Origin of the sequence: Glycomyces lechevalierae (assembly GCF_027622945.1) — a bacterium.
Classification (GTDB): Bacteria; Actinomycetota; Actinomycetes; order Mycobacteriales; family Micromonosporaceae; genus Glycomyces; species Glycomyces rutgersensis.
On record NZ_JAPZVQ010000007.1, the window covers coordinates 36413 to 53806 of the forward strand.

Annotated in this window: 13 protein-coding genes; 6 read left to right on the forward strand and 7 right to left on the reverse strand. The window is 71.5% G+C overall.

Annotation, left to right across the window (positions count from 1 at the left end; translation table 11 throughout):
- Nucleotides 1-42: 42 nt before the first annotated feature.
- Nucleotides 43-1338: an FAD-binding oxidoreductase gene (locus O2L01_RS13165; protein ID WP_270122401.1), complete on the reverse strand. Its 1296-nt coding sequence runs from the start codon at nucleotides 1336-1338 to the stop codon at nucleotides 43-45.
- Nucleotides 1339-1391: 53 nt separating this feature from the next.
- Nucleotides 1392-2228, reverse strand: coding sequence for a helix-turn-helix domain-containing protein (locus O2L01_RS13170; protein ID WP_270122402.1), 837 nt, complete (start codon nucleotides 2226-2228; stop codon nucleotides 1392-1394).
- 100 nt (nucleotides 2229-2328) lie between these two features.
- On the opposite strand from O2L01_RS13170, the gene O2L01_RS13175 reads away from it, so the two are divergent.
- The 3 genes from O2L01_RS13175 to O2L01_RS13185 are packed head-to-tail and all read left to right on the forward strand — an operon-like array spanning nucleotide 2329 to nucleotide 5040.
- Nucleotides 2329-2934 carry a TetR/AcrR family transcriptional regulator gene (locus O2L01_RS13175; protein WP_270122403.1) on the forward strand — a complete coding sequence of 202 codons (606 nt, stop codon included), beginning with the start codon at nucleotides 2329-2331 and terminating at the stop codon, nucleotides 2932-2934.
- Complete coding sequence (locus O2L01_RS13180) at nucleotides 2931-3596, forward strand: VC0807 family protein (RefSeq protein ID WP_270122404.1); 666 nt, start codon at nucleotides 2931-2933, stop codon at nucleotides 3594-3596. The genes O2L01_RS13175 and O2L01_RS13180 overlap by 4 nt, the downstream gene beginning before the upstream one ends.
- Nucleotides 3589-5040 carry an FAD-dependent monooxygenase gene (locus tag O2L01_RS13185; RefSeq protein ID WP_270122405.1) on the forward strand — a complete coding sequence of 484 codons (1452 nt, stop codon included), beginning with the start codon at nucleotides 3589-3591 and terminating at the stop codon, nucleotides 5038-5040. The genes O2L01_RS13180 and O2L01_RS13185 overlap by 8 nt, the downstream gene beginning before the upstream one ends.
- Before the next feature lie 53 nt (nucleotides 5041-5093).
- Here O2L01_RS13185 and O2L01_RS13190 read toward each other — a convergent pair whose 3' ends face one another.
- Nucleotides 5094-5756: a hypothetical protein gene (locus O2L01_RS13190; RefSeq protein ID WP_270122406.1), complete on the reverse strand. Its 663-nt coding sequence runs from the start codon at nucleotides 5754-5756 to the stop codon at nucleotides 5094-5096.
- 204 nt (nucleotides 5757-5960) lie between these two features.
- Between O2L01_RS13190 and O2L01_RS13195 the strand changes: the two genes are divergently transcribed.
- The 3 genes from O2L01_RS13195 to lacZ all read left to right on the forward strand — a co-directional run bounded on the left by O2L01_RS13195 (nucleotide 5961) and on the right by lacZ (nucleotide 13140).
- A complete protein-coding gene (locus tag O2L01_RS13195) occupies nucleotides 5961-6320 on the forward strand; it encodes a hypothetical protein (RefSeq protein WP_270122407.1) in 360 nt (119 codons plus the stop codon).
- Nucleotides 6321-6505: 185 nt separating this feature from the next.
- On the forward strand, nucleotides 6506-9355 hold the full coding sequence (locus tag O2L01_RS13200; RefSeq protein WP_270122408.1) for a glycosyl hydrolase family 95 catalytic domain-containing protein: 2850 nt from the start codon (nucleotides 6506-6508) through the stop codon (nucleotides 9353-9355).
- Nucleotides 9356-9387: 32 nt separating this feature from the next.
- Nucleotides 9388-13140 (forward strand): beta-galactosidase, LacZ type, encoded by a 3753-nt coding sequence (lacZ, locus tag O2L01_RS13205; RefSeq protein WP_270122409.1) that lies wholly within the window; start codon nucleotides 9388-9390, stop codon nucleotides 13138-13140.
- A gap of 44 nt (nucleotides 13141-13184) precedes the next feature.
- Here lacZ and O2L01_RS13210 read toward each other — a convergent pair whose 3' ends face one another.
- The 4 genes from O2L01_RS13210 to O2L01_RS13225 all read right to left on the reverse strand — a co-directional run bounded on the left by O2L01_RS13210 (nucleotide 13185) and on the right by O2L01_RS13225 (nucleotide 17321).
- The gene (locus tag O2L01_RS13210) at nucleotides 13185-13976 is read right to left on the reverse strand and encodes an ATP-binding cassette domain-containing protein (RefSeq protein WP_270122410.1); all 792 of its coding nucleotides are present in this window, start codon (nucleotides 13974-13976) and stop codon (nucleotides 13185-13187) included.
- Nucleotides 13973-15001 carry an ABC transporter substrate-binding protein gene (locus O2L01_RS13215; protein WP_270122411.1) on the reverse strand — a complete coding sequence of 343 codons (1029 nt, stop codon included), beginning with the start codon at nucleotides 14999-15001 and terminating at the stop codon, nucleotides 13973-13975. Before O2L01_RS13215 ends, O2L01_RS13210 begins: the two co-directional genes overlap by 4 nt.
- Before the next feature lie 30 nt (nucleotides 15002-15031).
- Entirely contained in the window at nucleotides 15032-16036 is a 1005-nt protein-coding gene (locus O2L01_RS13220) for an ABC transporter permease (protein WP_270122412.1), read from the reverse strand.
- Nucleotides 16037-16523: 487 nt separating this feature from the next.
- On the reverse strand, nucleotides 16524-17321 hold the full coding sequence (locus O2L01_RS13225) for an isocitrate lyase/PEP mutase family protein (RefSeq protein WP_270122413.1): 798 nt from the start codon (nucleotides 17319-17321) through the stop codon (nucleotides 16524-16526).
- Between the last annotated feature and the right edge of the window lie 73 nt (nucleotides 17322-17394).

Below are 17394 nucleotides of genomic sequence, written 5' to 3' on the forward strand. Positions count from 1 at the left end.
GGGCGGCCCTCACGGCTGCCGTGAATTCGCCAGGGGCGGTCTTCACACCGACTGCGGGAAGTCGAAGCACCGGTCGGGGTCGTAGGCGCGCTTGACCGCTTGGAGGCGGGCGAGGTTGGGGCCGTGGTACGCGGACTCCCATTCGCGCAGTTGCGGATCGGGGAAGTTCGGGTACACGCGCTGCGAGCTCTCGGCGTACGCGGCCTCCCAGGTCCGGTCGAGCCACGGGTCCCCGGCCGAGGCGGCGAGCTGGAGCAGGAACCGCTCGCCGCGGTGGGCGAACGCGGTCGCCGCCTCGGGAACGCGGTTGTACGCGCCGCCCATGGCCGTGAGATGGCACCGCCGCCGCGGCGCAGCGGCGAGGTCCGCGGCCAGCGCCTTGATCGTGTCGGGCCGCGCGGCCTGTGCGAAGAACATCGAGCGGGAGCGCAGGATCCCTTCGCTCGGCGCCGAGTCGAGCGCTTCGAACGAGCGCTTCAGTCGGTGGTAGGCCATGCCGCCGCGCACGTCCGTTTCGGGCATGACCCCGATCGAGTCGCAGAACCCTTGCAGCAGTTCGCGTGTCGGGGCCTCTCCAAGGAGCGAGGCGCCGAACAGCACGGCCTCCTCCCCCGCGGTGAGGTCGGCGGTGACCGCGTCGGGGAGGTCGGGGGCCCAGTCCTGCCAGGCCGCGAGGAGGTCCGCGACGGGCGGGCGCCGCCAGCGCAGTTCGAAGCGGGTGGCGACGGGTTCGGGCACGGTGTCGAAGGTCAGCGAGACGACGACGCCGAACTGGCCGCCGCCCGCTCCGCGCAGGGCCCAGAACAGGTCGGGTTCGCGCTCGGCGTCGCAGTCGACGGTCCGGCCGTCGGCGAGGACGACGCGGGCGCCGGTGAGCCGGTCGGCGGTGAGGCCGTGGACGCGGCCGAGGAGGCCGATGCCGCCGCCGAGTGCCAGGCCCGCGATGCCGACGGTGGCGCCGCATCCGGCCGGGATCGTGCGGCCGTGGGCGTGGAGCGCGGTGTAGACCTCGGCGAGGCGCGCGCCGGCGCCGATCACGGCGCAACTGCCGCTCACGGCAATGCCGTCGAGCGCGGCGAGGTCGAGCACGATGCCGCTGGTCGAGGACCGGCCGGCGAAGCAGTGGCCGCCGCCGCGCGGGACGACCGTCGTGCCGGTGCGGCGGGCGTGCTCGATGCCGAGGGCGACGTCGGTCTCGGAGCGGCAGCGGATGACCAGTGCGGGGCGCGCGTCCTGGTAGAGGGGGTCGGCGGGACGGCGGACGGTGTCGTATTCGGGATGGTCGGGGGTGACGAGGTCGCCGTCGAGTCGGGCGCGGAGCCGCGCGAGGTCGTTCATGCGCTGACGTTATCGGGCGCGGGACGGTCGGGTCTTGAACGATTCGTGCGTCCTCACCGCCGCGGCGGCATGAGGGCCCGGCCGGCGAGGAACGGGCGGTAGGAGGCCGCGTGGTCGTGCCCGCAGCCGCACCGGTCGACGCCGCCGTGGAGCAGCCGGCTGGGGCTGACGCCGGTGAGGCGCACGCATTCGCGGGCGAGGTGGGCGTGGTCGGCGTAGCCGGTGTCGGCCGCGAGGCCCGCGATGCCGTCGGCGTCGCGGCGGCCGCTCGGCGCGGCCCCGGCCTGCGCGAGGGCGAGGAACCCCTGGAACCGGAGGGTGCGCTGGAGTGCCTTGGGGCTCATGCCGACCGCGTGGAGGCAGCGGCGCCGGAGCTGGCTGGGCGAGATCGCGAGCCGGTCGGCGAGAGCGCCGACCGGAACCGGGCTCCAGGGCATCAGCCGCCGCACGGCCTCGCGCATGAGCGGGTCGAGGACGGTGGAGGCGCGGAAGGCCCGGATGAGGTGCGCCTGCACGCGGGCGAGGGCCGCTTCGGCGCCGACGGCGCCGGCGATCTCCTCGGCGAGGCGGTCGGCCGTGCCGCCCCACAGGGATCCGAGGTCGATGCGCTGGTCCACGAGATCGTCGAGGACCTCGGGGAGCGGCGGGGCGGTGCCGGGGTGGAAGCGCACGCCGACCAGGACGGTGTGCGGCGGCAGGACCTCGAGGCTGGGGCCGGTGAGCGGCCCGAGGAGGCGGGGGCGGCCGCCGATGGGGAAATGCAGTTCGACGCCGCCCGTGGGCAGGTGCCGCTGGGCGTAGGCGAGGGCCCCGGTGCGCTGGATCCAGACGGTGCGGACCACCGCGGCCAGTGCGGGGTCGGGGGCCCGTTCGACGTACGACTCGTCCACGTTCGGAGGCTACACCTGGGCGTCCTTCCGTTTGACACCGGTAGCTCAATTGAGCTACTGTCAGCTTATGCAAGCTGAAAAGAGCTCGATTGAGCCACCGGTGAACGCGCTGACCGTGACCGAGGCGGCGCGGCGCACGCAGATCGTCGCCGCCGCGATCGCGACCGTCGCGGAACTGGGCTACGCCCGCGCCTCCTTCGCCAAGATCGCCGACCGCGCGGGCCTGAGCAGCACCAGCCGCATCTCCTACCACTTCGCCGGCAAGGACGACCTCCTGCGCGCCTGCGTCGAGGAGATCACCCGCATCGCGACCGAGTACATGCGGCCGCGCATCGACGCGGCCGAGGGGTACGCGGCGAAACTCCGCGCCTCCATCGAATCCAACCTGGAACTCCTGGTCGAGCGCCCCGCCGAGCTGCGGGCGCTCGTGGAGATCCTCCGCAACGTCCGCGACGCCGAAGGCGGTCTCGGCGACGCCGGACTGACCGCCCGCACACGGCGGTACGCCGACCATTTCCGGGACGGCCAGCGCGCCGGGGAGTTCGGGGCGTTCGACCCCGAGGTGATCGCGCTGGCGCTCACCGGCGCGATCGACGCGTTCGTGGGCGCCGGTCCCGAGGGCGTCGACATGCGCCGCGCCGCAACCGAACTCGCCGACGCGTTCGAGCGGATCACCCGGCCCGGCACGGAAGGAGCACGGTCGTGAACAGTGTGCGAGACGAACCCGGCGTGAAGGACGGCATGCGGGCGCTCCTCCGCCGCAACGCGGCCACGGTCCTGTTCGACCTGGTGCTGCCGATGGCCGTCTACTACGGGCTGCGCGCCGCAGGGGTCGGCCAGTGGTGGGCCATGATGGCCGGCATCCTGGTGGTCGTTCCCCGTGTGGCCCATCAGCTCTTGACCCGCCGCCGCTTCGACGTGATGGCGGTCTTCACGCTCAGCGTGATCGTGTTCAGCCTCGTCATCGGGCTGCTCACCGACGACCCGCGCGCCCTCGCGGTCCGCGAAGGCTGGGTCGGTTCGCTGCTGGGCCTGTTCGGCGCGTGGATGATCGTGAGCGTCGGGATCGGACGCCCGGCACTGATGGTCCTCGGCCGGGGCATCGCCGAGACCAAGACCGGCGAGGCCGGGGCCGCGAAATGGGCGGCGCGGTGGGACCACGACCGCGCCTTCCGCCACGGCATCCGCGTGCTCACGGCGGTGTGGGGCGTCCTGCTCCTGGCCGCCGCCGCGGTGAACCTCGTGCTCATCTACACGCTGCCGGTGGACCTCATCGCCGCGGTCTCGAACGGCGCGTACTGGGCGATCCTCGCCGCAGCGCTGGCGTTCCACCTGTACTACACGAAGAAGGTCGATCTCCGTGCCTGAGTACCGCGCGGACGTCCTGGTCGTCGGCGCGGGCCCGACGGGCCTGGCCGCCGCCGCCGAACTCGCGCTCGCCGGGGTCGGCGCGGTCGTGATCGACGCGCTCCCGGGGCGCTCGGGGCAGTCGAAGGCGCTCGCGCTGCAGCCGCGCTCGGCGGAACTGCTTGACGCGCGGGGGTGGCTGGAGCCGCTGCGCCCGCACGTCCACGCGCGGCTTCCCAAGGGGCACTTCGCAGGTCTGCCGCTCGACTACGCGGCGCTGGAGACGCGCTTCCCGCATCAGATCGCGGTCGAGCAGGCCCGGATCGAGGAGGTGCTGGAGGAGCGGGTCGCCGCGGCGGGGTCGCCCGTGCGGTGGTCGCACGCGTGCACCGCCGTCCGCCAGGACGATGACGAGGTCACGGTCGCGGTCGAGACCCCCACGGGCCCAATCGAGTTCACCGCGCGGTACCTGGTGGCCGCGGACGGCGCGCACAGCGCGGTGCGCCGCGCGCTCGGCGTGCCGTTCCCGGGCCGGGCGGCGCGGATGCGCATGGCCGTCGCGGACATCGTGCTGGCGCGCCGGCCGCCCGGGCTCGCCGACGAGTGGGCGCCGCCCGAGTTCGGCGGCGGCGGGTTCGGGTACCTGCTGCCGCTCGGCGGCGGCGTCCACCGGGTCCTGTTCGGCGGCGAGGAGCAGCAGTCGCTCGACCGGTCCGAGCCGGTGACCGCCGCGGAGGTGCAGCGCGCGCTCGAAGCGGTGCACGGCGACGGCGTCGAGGTCGGTGAGGTGCGGTGGGGTTCGCGGTTCAGTGACGCGTCGCGGCAGGTCGAGCGCTACCGGCACGGGCGGGTCCTGTTCGCCGGGGACGCCGCGCACCTCCACCTTCCCGCGGGAGGACAGGGCCTCAACCTGGGTCTGCAGGACGCGTTCAACCTCGGCTGGAAGCTGGCCTCGGTGGTGCGCGGCCGCGCCTGGACCTCGCTGCTGGACACGTATCACGACGAGCGGCATCCGGTCGCGGCCCGCGTCCTGGTCAACACCCGGGCGCAGGGCGTGCTCACCGTCCCCGACCCGGACCTGCTGGCCGTGCGGGAGGTCCTGGGCGACCTCCTCGCCGATCCGGCCGCGAACCGGCGCGTCGCCGGGGAGATCTCCGGCATCGACGTCCGGTACCCCGGCGCGGATCCGCTGCAGGGCAGGCGGCTCCCCGACGACCTCGCCGAGCAGGCCCGCGCGTCGCTGCTTGCCGCCCGCCCGGTCCTCATCGGACCCGAGGTCCTCCGCGAGATCGCGGAGCCCTGGGGCGACCGGGTCGACTTCGCTTCCGCGTCAGCGACGGGAATCCTGGTCCGGCCGGACGCCTACATCGGCTGGGCCGCTTCAGGACCGCACGATATCGATGGCCTCACCGGAGCCCTCGCGCACTGGCTCGGGGCGCCGGTCCCCCACTCGACGCTCCGCTGACCTGGTGCATGCGAACGGCCCCCGCCGCAAAGGCGGGGGCCGTCGCACTCGCTTTAGGACTCGCTGTCGGCCTTCAGGGCCTCCCACACCGGCTCGGTGTCGAGGTCGGCCGCGAGGCCCACGATCTGCTCGACGGTCACGTCGACCTCGTCGCCGTCCATGTCGCCCCACCACACGTTGGCGACGGAGCCGTCAGGGAAGAACGCGGCCGCCTCGATGTAGGTCGAGTCGGTCGTCCACGCGACCACGGTGCCGTCCTCGAGCTCGTTCTCACCGCACTCGGTGTCGGTGTCGCGGCAGTGGAGGAGGTAGTGCATGTCGAACTCGGCGCCGTCGGACACGTCCTGGACGCCGGTCGAGATCCCGCCCGGCACGTACAGCGCGGTCTCGAGGCCCTCGCCGGTCTGGTCGACGTAGAAGTCGGCGCGGAACTTGCGCTGCACCGGCGTCTCGTTCTGGCCGTCGATGAAGTAGTTCTGGAGGCGCTTCATCTCGAGGGAGGAGTCGAAGGTCCAGTCCTCGAAGTGCTCGGTCAGGGCCTCGACGGTCTCGGCGTGGGCCTCCTCGGTGAACTCGTCCTGGACGAAGTCCCACTGCTCGGAGTACTCCCAGCCTTCGGCGGGGATCTCCGGGTCGCCCGCGGCGGCGGCCGTCGCGGGGAGCAGGATCGCGGCGGCGGAGGCCACGACTACAGCGGATTTCTTGATCGATGACATGAAAGTCGCCTTCCAGTAGGTTCAGCGGGTTCCTCCTGATTAGATGCGCGTTCCCGACCGAAACGTTGCCCCGAGGGCAGAAGTTTCCTTCGCGCGTGTTGCCGCGGCGTTGCCGTTCCCGTTGACGCCCGCGCAACGGCCGGTGGGGTGGACTGGCCCCCTCGGGCCGGGTCCCTGCCGGCCGCTGTGAAAGGACGGACCCTGATGGACACCTTCAAGAAGACGGCCAAGTGGGCGATCATCGTCGTCACCGGGCTGCTCGGGATCATCCTGCTCGGCGGCGGCAAGATCCAGTCCGGGACGCTCATGGTCTTCGCGGCCTTCGCCCTCGCAGTGCCGAACCGGCACCGGCTGCCCGTGTGGGTCCGCCTCGGGCTGCTGTGCGCGCTGTACGCGCTGGTGACGTGGAACGTCTCCACGACCGATCTCCCGAACGACGCGAACGACATGTGGGGCTCGTGCGAGCCGGAGGTCGCGGGCTTCTACGCGCCCACCGGGATCGGCCTCCTGGACCGGGCCTTCTACATCTTCGGCGTCTTCGTCGCCCAGGCCGCGCCGTCCTAGGCCTCCCGGCCGCCCCGGGCACTTCGCTCGGGGCGCGCCCGTTGATCGGATGATTCTCGGGCCCCGTGCCGCCGAAGTTGATCTTCGCGGTGCAATATCGACATACTTGACTTAATAGATCCAACCTTTATAGACTGTCGTCGATATCCGCTGCCGCGCTCGCGGCCACCCCCCGGAGGATCGACATGGCAGCGCTGCGGCGACGACAGGTGTTCGCGTACGGGGCCGCGGGAGCGCTCGCAGGCTCACTCCAGTGGGCGGGCCAGGACGCGGCCGCGGTGCCCGCGGCCGTGCGGGCCGCAGGCGACCTCGCGCTCTGGTACGACGAGCCCGCGGGCACGGACTGGCTGCGTGCCCTCCCCGTGGGCAACGGGCGGCTCGGCGCGATGGTCTTCGGCGGCACCGCATCGGAACGGCTGCAGCTCAACGAGGACACCGTCTGGGCCGGCGGCCCGCACGACTACAGCAACACCGCCGGCGCGAACTCGCTGCAGCAGATCCGGCAGCTCGTCTTCGCCGACCAGTGGGGCCAGGCCCAGAACCTCATCAACCAGACCATGCTCGGCAAGCCCGCAGGCCAGCTCGCCTACCAGCCCGTCGGCGACCTCAACCTCACCTTCCCCGGCATCGGCACCACGTCCGAGTACGAGCGGTGGCTCGACCTCACGAACGCCACCGCCGGCGTCGGCTACGTCGCGAACGGCGTGCGCTACCAACGCGAGATCATCGCCACCGCCGCGGACCAGGTCATCGCCGTGCGCCTCACTGCCGACGCGGGCGGCAAGATCGCGTTCACCGCCACGTTCGCCACCCCGCAGCGGGGCACGAAGTCCAGCCCGGACGCGCGGACCGTCGCCCTCGACGGCCGGTCGGGCGACCAGCGCGGCATCGCGGGCGCGGTCAAGTTCCTCGCGCTGGCACGGGCGGTCGTCCAAGGCGGCAGCACGAGCTCGTCCGGCGGCACGCTCACCGTGTCCGGCGCGGACGCGGTGACGCTGCTGATCTCGATCGGGACGAGCTACGTCGACTACCGGAACGCGAACGGCGACTACCAGGGGATCGCCTGGGGCCACCTCAACGCCGCGACGGCGCGGACCTACGACGACCTGCGGGCGCGGCACGTCGCGGACTACCGGGAGCTGTTCGGCCGCACCACGATCGACCTCGGCCGGACGGCCGCGGCCGACGAGACCACTGACGTGCGCGTCTCCCGGCACGGCTCGGTCAGCGACCCGCAGTTCTCGGCGCTGCTGTTCCAGTACGGCCGGTACCTGCTCATCTCCTCGTCGCGGCCGGGCACCCAGCCGGCCAACCTGCAGGGCATCTGGAACGAGTCGCTGACCCCGTCCTGGGAGTCGAAGTACACGCTCAACGCCAACCTCCCGATGAACTACTGGCCGGCCGACACGACGAACCTGCCCGAGTGCTTCGAGCCGGTCTTCGACATGATCGACGACCTGACGGTCACGGGCGCGCGCACCGCCGACGTCCAATACGGGGCCGGGGGCTGGGTCGCGCACCACAACACCGACGGCTGGCGGGGGTCCTCAGTGGTCGACGACGCCCGGTGGGGCATGTGGCCCACCGGCGGCGCGTGGCTGGCGACCATGATCTGGGACCACTACCGGTTCACCGGGGACCGCGCCTTCCTGGAGGACCGCTACCCCGCGATGAAGGGCGCCGCCGAGTTCTTCCTGGAGACCCTGGTCGAGCACCCGAGCCTGGGCTGGCTGGTGACCAACCCGTCGAACTCGCCGGAGCTGCTCCACCACAACGACGCCACGGTGTGCGCCGGGCCCACGATGGACAACCAGATCCTGCGGGACCTCTTCGACGGCTGCGCCCGCGCGGCCGAGGCCCTCGGCGTCGACGCGGACTTCCGGAGCCAGGTGCTCGCCGCCCGGAACCGGCTGGCCCCCATGCGGGTCGGCTCGCGCGGCAACATCCAGGAGTACCTGCACGACTGGATCGAGACCGACCCGCAGCACCGGCACATCTCCCACCTGTACGGCCTGCACCCGAGCAACCAGATCACCAGGCGCGGCACCCCGGAGCTGTTCACGGCCGCCCGCCGGACCCTCGAGCTGCGGGGCGACGCGGGCACCGGCTGGTCCCTGGCGTGGAAGATCAACTACTGGGCGCGGATGGAGGAGGGCACCCGGGCGCACGACCTCATCCGCCAGCTCGTCACCCCGGACCGGTTGGCGCCCAACATGTTCGACCTGCATCCGCCGTTCCAGATCGACGGGAACTTCGGCGCGGCGTCGGGGATCGCCGAGATGCTGATGCAGAGCCACAACGGCGAGCTGCACGTGCTGCCCGCGCTGCCTTCGGCGTGGCCGGCCGGCAGCGTCGCGGGCCTGCGCGGCCGCGGCGGCTACACCGTCGGCGCGACCTGGAGCAACGGGGCCGTCGGCACGCTCACCGTCAAGCCCGATCGGGTTGGGACCGTGAAGATCCGCAGCCGCATGTTCACCGGCGAGTACGCCCTCGTGGACGAGTCGAACGGCGCGGCGGTCGTGCCGAGCAAGCCCGAGAGCGACGTGATCGAGTTCCGGGCCGAGGCCGGCCGCACCTACCGCGCGACCTCGCTCGGCCCCGCGCCGCTGGTCCAGCCCGGCGTGAACTACCGGCTGGTGGCCCAGCACAGCGGCAAAGCCGCGGACGTCAACGGCGCCTCCACCGCCGCCGGAGCGACCCTCATCCAATGGGCGGTCACCAGCGGCGGCAACCAGCAGTTCGACTTCGTCGACGCCGGCGGCGGCTACTGGCGGATCCGCGCGCGCCACTCCGGACTGGTCCTCCAGGTCGCCGGTACCGCCACGGGAGCGGACATCACGCAGCAGCCCACGTCCACCGCGACGAGCCAGCAGTGGCAGGTCGTCGACCAGGGCGGCGGCACCGCCAGTCTGGTCAACCGCGCCAGCGGCCTCGCCATGGACGTCTGGTCCGCCTCGACCGCCGACGGCGCCCGCATCTCCCAATGGAACCGCACCGGCGCCGCCAACCAGCGCTTCGAACTCCGGCGCGCCTGAACCGGCGCACCGACAACGCAGAGGAGTCCCACATGTCCACCGAACCCGGCAGGCGCGCCCGCGCGCGCCGCCGCACCGTCATCGGCAGCGGCCTCGCCGCGATTGGGAGCGCTTCCCTCCCGGTCGCGGCCGAACCCGCAGCGGCCCAAGAGGAAACGGGCACCGGTGAGGTCAGCGCGGCCGCCTGGACCGACCCGCCCAACGGCTATCCCGAGTGGAACAACAACATCGGGATCTTCCAGGTCGGCGCCGAGCCCGCCCACGCCACGTTCATGCCCTACGCCGACCTCTCCCAGGCCCTCAAGGCCGACCGCACCGCCTCCCCCTACCGCCTCGGCCTCAACGGCGACTGGCGGTTCCAGCACGCCGACCGCCCCGCCGACCGCGCGCTCGACTTCTACCGCACCGATCTCGACGACAGCGGCTGGGACACCATGCCGGTGCCCGCCAACTGGCAGCCCGAGGGCTACGACTTCCCCATCTACCTCAACTTCACCTACCCCTGGTGGGGCGCCAACGGCCAGAACGAGAACGCCCAGCCGCCCTACGCGCCCACCCGGTTCAACCCCGTCGGCCAGTACCGCCGCTCCTTCGACCTGCCGGCCGCCTGGCAGGGCCGGCGCGTCCACCTCCACTTCGAAGGCGTCAAATCCGGGTTCTACCTGTGGGTCAACGGCACCAAGGTCGGCTACCGCGAAGGCTCCTACACACCGTCCGAATTCGACATCACCGACCACGTGCGCCCCGGCGCCAACCAGATCGCCGTCGAGGTCTACCGCTTCCCCGACGGCGACTGGCTCGAAGACCAGGACATGATCCGCCTCTCCGGCATCTTCCGCCCCGTCCTCCTCTACTCGCTCCCCGCAGTCCACCTGCGCGACTTCAAGATCGACACCCCGCTGCGGGACAACTACACCAACGCCGACCTCGCCGTCGCCGTCGCCGTCCGCAACCGCGGCACCCAGCAGACCGCGACCTACACGGTCGAGACCCAGCTCTACGACGCCGCCGGCCAACCCGTCTGGCCCGAACCACTCACGACCCAGGTCGCCATCGGCTCCGTCCAACCAGGACAGGACGCGACCGGCAAGGGCACCAGAGCCGTCCAGGGCCCGAAGCTCTGGTCGGCCGAGCACCCCAACCTCTACACCGCCGTCCTGCGCCTGCGCGACCCCTCCGGCGCCGTCACCCAGACCGTCTCCGCCCGCGTCGGCTTCCGCGAGTTCGCCATCCGCGACGGCCTCATGCGCATCAACGGCAGACCCGTCTCCCTGCGCGGCGTCAACCGCCACGAGATGGACCCCGACCACGCCGCCGCGCTCACCCGCGCGGACATGATCCGCGACATCGCGGTCATGAAGCGCCTCAACATCAACGCGATGCGCACCTCCCACTACCCCAACCACCCCGACTGGTACGACCTCGCCGACGAGTACGGCATGTACGTCATGGACGAGGCCAACCTCGAGACCCACGGCGTCCGCGACAACTACCCCGCGTCCAACTCCGCCTGGACCTCGGCCGTCGTCGACCGCGCCGCCCAGATGGTCCACCGCGACAAGAACCACCCCTCGGTCATCATGTGGTCCCTCGGCAACGAAGCGGGCGGCGGCTCCAACTTCGTCGCCATGCGCGACTGGATCAAGGCCGCCGACCCGACCCGGATCGTCCAGTACGAAGGCGACAACCGGCCCGCCGTCAGCGACATCCGCTCCCAGATGTACAACACCGCCGCCGGCATCCGCGACCGCGCCCTCGACACCGGCGACACCCGGCCCTACATCCTCGTCGAGTACTCCCACGCCATGGGCAACTCCAACGGCGGCTTCAAGGAGTACTGGGACGTCATCCGCCAGTACCCCGTCCTGCAGGGCGGCTACATCTGGGACTTCACCGACCAGGGCCTGCGCTGGCCCGTTCCCCTCGGCGGCGGCGCGACCTACCTCGCCTACGGGGGCGACTGGGGCGACAGCCCCAACGACGGCAACTTCTGCGCCAACGGCATCGTCTCCGCCGAGCGCAAACCCTCCGGCAAGGCCGCCGAGGTCAAACGGGTCTACCAGGCGCTCAACACGACCGCCGGAACCGACCTCCCCGCCGGGGACGTGCGCATCACCAACGAGTACGCCTTCACCAACGCCAACGAGTTCGACGGCAAATGGGCGCTCGTCGCCGACGACAAAGTGATCCAGAGCGGCAACCTCACCGCGACGCAGCTCGACATCGCCCCGCTCACCAACAAGGCGATCCGCGTGCCGATCCAGCGCCCCGCCTCACCCGCGCCCGGCGCCGAGTATTTCCTCGAACTGTCGTTCACGCTCAAAACCGCGACCGCCTGGGCCGACGCCGGATACGAGATCGCCGCCCAGCAGCTCGCGGTCGACTTCAACAGCCCGCCCGTCGTCCCGGTCCCGATCGCGGACGTGCCCGCGCTGACCGACACCGAAGCGAGCGACCGCATCACCGTCACCGGCGACGGCTTCAGCGTCACCGTCTCCAAGACCACCGGCGAGATCACCGCCTACGAGGCGATGGGCATGCGGCTCATCAACTCCGGGCCCGTCCCCAACTTCTGGCGGGCGCCCACCGACAACGACCGCGGCAACGGCCACCCGACCCGCAACGGCACCTGGCGGGCCGCCGGACGCAACCGCACGGTCACCGGCGTCACCGTCACCAGGCCCTCCAACAAGTCCCGGCAGATCACCGTGCGCGGCACCCTCCCGACGAGCACCCAGTCCACCTACTCCACCACGTACACCGTCTACGGCAACGGCGAGATCAAAGTGGACAACACGCTCCACCCCGGCGCGTCGAACCTGCCCTACATCCCCGAGGTCGGCACGATCCTCTACCTGCCCGCCGCGCTCGAGCAGATGCACTACTACGGCCGCGGCCCCGAAGAGAACCACTGGGACCGCCACACCGGCACCGACATCGGCCTCTACTCCTCCACAGTGTCCGGACAATGGACCGGCTACATCCGCCCGCAGGAGAACGGCAACAAGACCGACGTCCGCTGGGTCGCCCTCGTCGACGGCAGCGGACGCGGCCTCCTCGCCGCCGCCGAACCGCTCCTCGAGGTCAACGCCTCCCACTACACCCCGGAAGACCTCTCCGGCAGCGCCCGCCACGACTACCAGCTCACCCCGCGCCAAGACGTCGTGCTGCGCCTCAACCACCGCCAGACCGGCGTGGGCGGCGACAACAGCTGGGGCGCACAACCACTCGACCAGTACAAGCTCTTCCCCAACCGCGACTACACCTACACCTACCGCCTCAAACCGCTGCCCGCCGTCGACCAGGCCACCACGCTCGCCCGCCGCCCCACCGAGACCGGCGGCGGCGGCACCGGACCCGTCGAACCCGGCGTGAACTACCGCATGGTCGCCCAGCACAGCGGCAAAGCCGCCGACATCAGCGGCGCCTCCACCGCCGCCGGGGCCGCACTCGTCCAATGGACGATCAACAACGGCGCCAACCAGCAGTTCGACTTCGTCGACGCCGGCAGCGGCTACTGGAGGATCCGCGCCCGCCACTCCGGCCTCGTCCTCCAGGTCTCGGGGACCGGCACCGGCGCGGACATCACCCAGCAGCCCTCGTCCACCGCCACCACCCAGCAGTGGAAGGTCACCGACCACGGCGGCGGCACCGTCAGCCTGGTCAACCGCGCCAGCGGCCTCGCCATGGACGTCTGGAGCCAGGCCACGACGGACGGCGCCCGCATCTCCCAGTGGAACTACACCGGCGCCGCCAACCAGCGCTTCAACCTCCAACGCGCCTGACCCGGAAGGCCAACGCGCCGATCGAAGCGCGCCGGCCGCACCGGTCAGCCGAGCTCCGCGTCCTCCGGCTCGGTCACGAGCGCCCCCGTCATCGCCGCGACCAGATCGTCGGTCGTGACGTCCGCCGCCTTGAACCGGGCGGTACGCCTGCCCAACCGCATGACCTCCACACGGTCGGCGATCTCCAGCACCTGCGGCATGTTGTGGCTCACCAGCACCACGGACATGCCCTCCTCCCGGGCGCGCGCCACGACCTCCAGCACCCGCGCGGTCTGCACCACCCCGAGCGCCGCGGTCGGCTCGTCCAGGATGACCACATTGGACGCCCAGATGACGGCACGGGCTACGGCCACGCACTGGCGCTGGCCGCCCGAGAGCATCGCGATCGGCGTGGTGACCCGGGGGATGCGCACGCCGAGTTCGGCGAGCGCTTCGGCCGCGCCGCGGCGCATCGCGCGCTTGTCGAGCAGGCCGAGCCGCCCGAGCGGGCCGCCGAGCGGGATCTCGCGGCCGAGGTAGAGGTTCGCGGCCACGCTGAGGTCGTCCGCGACGGCGAGGTCCTGGTAGACGGTCTCGACGCCTGCGCGCCGCGCGTCGAGCGGGCTGGCGAACCGGATCTCGCGGCCGTCCACGAGGACCGCGCCCTCGTCGTGCGGCTGGGCGCCGGCGAGGACCTTCACGAGCGTGCTCTTGCCCGCGCCGTTGTCGCCGATGAGCGCGGTGACCTCGCCTTTGCGGGCGGTGAAGTCCGCGCCGCGCAACGCCTCGACGTGCCCGAACCGCTTGACGACGCCGTGCGCCTCGAGCACCGGCGGCGGCTCTGCTGCTTCGCTCACTGGTCCACCGGCGGGTTGTCGCAGCTCGGTTCCAGCACCGCGCGGACCTCTTCGGACGCCATGTTCTCGGCGGTCACGAAGGTGACGCCGGTGTCGGCCGAGGCCATCGGGGTGCCTTCGCGCAGGTGCTCGATCATGCTCTGGACGCCGAGGAAGCCCATGTTGAAGGGGTTCTGCACGACGAGCGCGTGGATCTGGCCCGCTTCGAGCGCGGCGACCTCGTCGGGTGCGGCGTCCCAGCCGATGACGGTGACCTCACCGGTCTTCCCGGCGGACTCGATCGCCTGGATCGCGCCGAGGACGCTCGGTTCGTTGGCGGCGAAGATGCCGTCGAGCTCGGGGTTGGCGGTGAGGATGTCCTCGGTGACGCGCCGCGCCTCGTTCACGTCGGAGTGGCTGGGCTGCTGGGCGACCAGTTCGAGGTTCGCGTGAGCGGCGAGGCCTTCGGTGAACCCTTCGGCGCGTTCGGTGTTCGTCTGCGAGCCGGGCTGGAACTCGATGAGCGCGACCTCGTGGTCGCCCTCCCCGAGCGCGTCGGCGAGCAGGTTCGCCGCCTCGACGGCCCCGGCGCGGTTGTCGGTGGCGTACAACGGCACTTCTGAGGGCTGCGGGTCGGTACCGGAGTCGATCATGGCGACCGGGACGCCCGCGTCGAGGGCGGACTGGGTCGCGGGCGCGAGCGCCGCGGAGTCGGTGGCGGCGTATACGATCCCGTCGACCCCGCTGGTGACGAAGTTCTGGATGAGGTTCACCTGGCCTTCGATGTCCGTCTCGGCGGCGACGCCGTCCCAAGTGACGGTGACGTCCTCGGCGAGTCCGGCGGCGCATTCGGCGCCGGCCTTCACGGTGTTCCAGAACTCGTGGCCCACGGCCTTGGGCGCCACGGCGATCTCCAGTGGACCGTCGACCGGCCCGGTCTCCTCACCGCCGCCGCCGTCGCGGACTTCCACGCAGGCGCTCAATGCGAATGTCGCGGCCGCCGCGAGCAGTGCGATCGTCCAGCGGCTCCGAAATCGTGGGCTCATGGGTCGGGGTCCTTCCGTTCGAGGGGCGCTTCAGCCGCGGGCTTCGAGACGCCTGCGGCGGAACTGGTCGAAGGCGACGGCGGCCCAGATGATGAGGCCGACGATCACCTGCTGGTAGTGGATGCTGATGCCCAGGAGCACGGAGCCGTTGCGCACCAGGGCGATGAGGAACGCCCCGATGAGGGTTCCGGCGATCCGGCCCTGACCGCCGAAGAGGCTCGCGCCGCCGATGACCGCGGCGGCGATGGCGTCCAGTTCGAGCCCGATCCCGTAGTTGGGCTGCCCGGAGTTGACCCGGGACGCGGCGATCACGCCGCCGAGGCCGACGAGCGCGCCCGCGAGGACGTACACCGCGGTGAGCTTGCGCCGCACCGCGATCCCGGCTCGCCTGGCGGCTTCGAGGTTGGAGCCCATGGCGTACACGTGCTGCCCGAACCGCGACTGCGACAGCAGGTAGCCGACCGCGAGGGCCACAAGCGCGGTGACGACGATCGCGAAGGGGACGCCGCCGATCTGGCCGTTGCCGAGCAGCTGGAACGACTCGGGCAGGCTGTAGACGCCGACTGCGCCGGTGACGATGAAGACGAGGCCCCGCCCGGCCGACATCGTGCCGAGCGTGGCGATGAACGGCGGCAGCCGGACCACGGACACGAGCAGCCCGTTGACGAGGCCGCAGGCCGCGCCGACGGCGATGGCGACGAGCGCGGCCGTCCAGACGGAGACCCCGAGGTCGCGGACCACGATGGCGGCCATGACGCCCGCGAGCGCGGCCGTCGATCCGACGGAGAGGTCGATGCCCTTCGTGATGATGACCATCGTCTGGGCCACCGCGATGATCGCGATGACCGCCGTCTGCGAGCCGATGTTGAAGAGGTTGTCCGCGGTGAGGAAGTTCGGGCTGGCCAGGCTGAGCGCGACGAACAGGACGACGAGGGCCGCGGCGGCGGTGAACTCGGAGACGGCGACGGAGACGCGCTCGCTCACCCAGGCGCCGAGCCGCCCTTGGACTCCGGCGTCCCGTTCAAGGGCCGTCACGGGCGCCTCGCGGTGAAGGCGGCGGAGGGCATCCGTGATCGCATGGGCGTGCTCCAAACACTGCGAGACCCGTTGCGGGCGAACCGACTAAGAATCGAAGTTGATCGATAACTCGGTCACTCTGCACGCTAACGGGTCCACCGGACGCCCGTCAAGACGTGATCACCGAATCTCCGCTGTGGAGGTCAGATCTTTGCCCGGTCCACGCCGGCGATCTGCGGGGATGCTCACGGATTGAGTTCTGGATAGATCGGATCTCTTCGCGCTTGCGGGCGCCGAACCGGAACGGTTCGGCGCCCTTCCCCGTCCTCCGGCGATCCCTGCGGTCCAATGAGAGCAAATGTATCGATGTCGATATATATTCCTCGCCGACCTGATTTCATCCGCCCTCGACGGACCGCGATGCGGCCGCCTCGATCGCCGAGCGTCCTAGGACAAGCGGACGCCCTTGCGGCCTGGTCCCACGGCCGAATTGAACGGGACGGTGTCAGCTCGGCAGCGACCAGGCCTGTACGTCTTGATAGGACGGAACATCGGCGGATGGGGCGCCGCCGTCGCGGATCGTGGTGGCGGCCTCGACCGCCGCGCCGATGGCGGTGCGGTACAGGAGGGAACCGGTGCTGATGCGGGCGACGCCGAGCGCGGCGAGGTCGTCCAGGCGGTGCCGCCCGGGCACGAAGAACAGGTTGAGCGGCGCGTCGATCTGCTCCACAAGGGTCCGCACGTCGGCATCCGGGATCGCGCCGGGGACGAACACGCCGTCGGCGCCCGCGGCGGTGTAGCGGGCGGCCCGTTCGAGCGAGCGTTCCAGGGGATCGTCGAGGCCGATCCAGTACGCGTCGGTGCGGGCGTTGACGAACAGGTGCGGGCAACGCTCCTTGATCGCCGCGATGACGACGGCCTGCGCCTCGGGGTCGGCCAGGGTGCCGCCGGCGCGGCCGTCCTCGATGTTGACGCCGACGATGCCCAGGTCGGCGAGGTCGCGCGCGGTCCGGGCCACGGTCTCGGGGTCGTCGCTGAACCCGTTCTCGATGTCGACCGTGACCAGGCCGGGCATGGCGGCCATCCGCCGGGCGAGGTCGAGGGTCGCGTCCCGGGTCGCGCCCTCGCCGTCGGGCAGGCCGTTCGACGCGGCCACGCCGAGACTGGTGGTCCCGACCGCCGCGAATCCGGCTGCGAACAGCGCCGCGGCCGAGGCCGGGTCCCAGGCGTTCGGGAGCACGAGCGGCCGCGGACCACGGTGAGCGGCAAGAAATTCGGCGAATCGCGCCTCATGGGAGTCCATGCCGGTGACGGTACCGGCGGCGGCATCCACCGTCCACTGAACGGGGCGGTTCGGCGACCGGCACGACAGGATT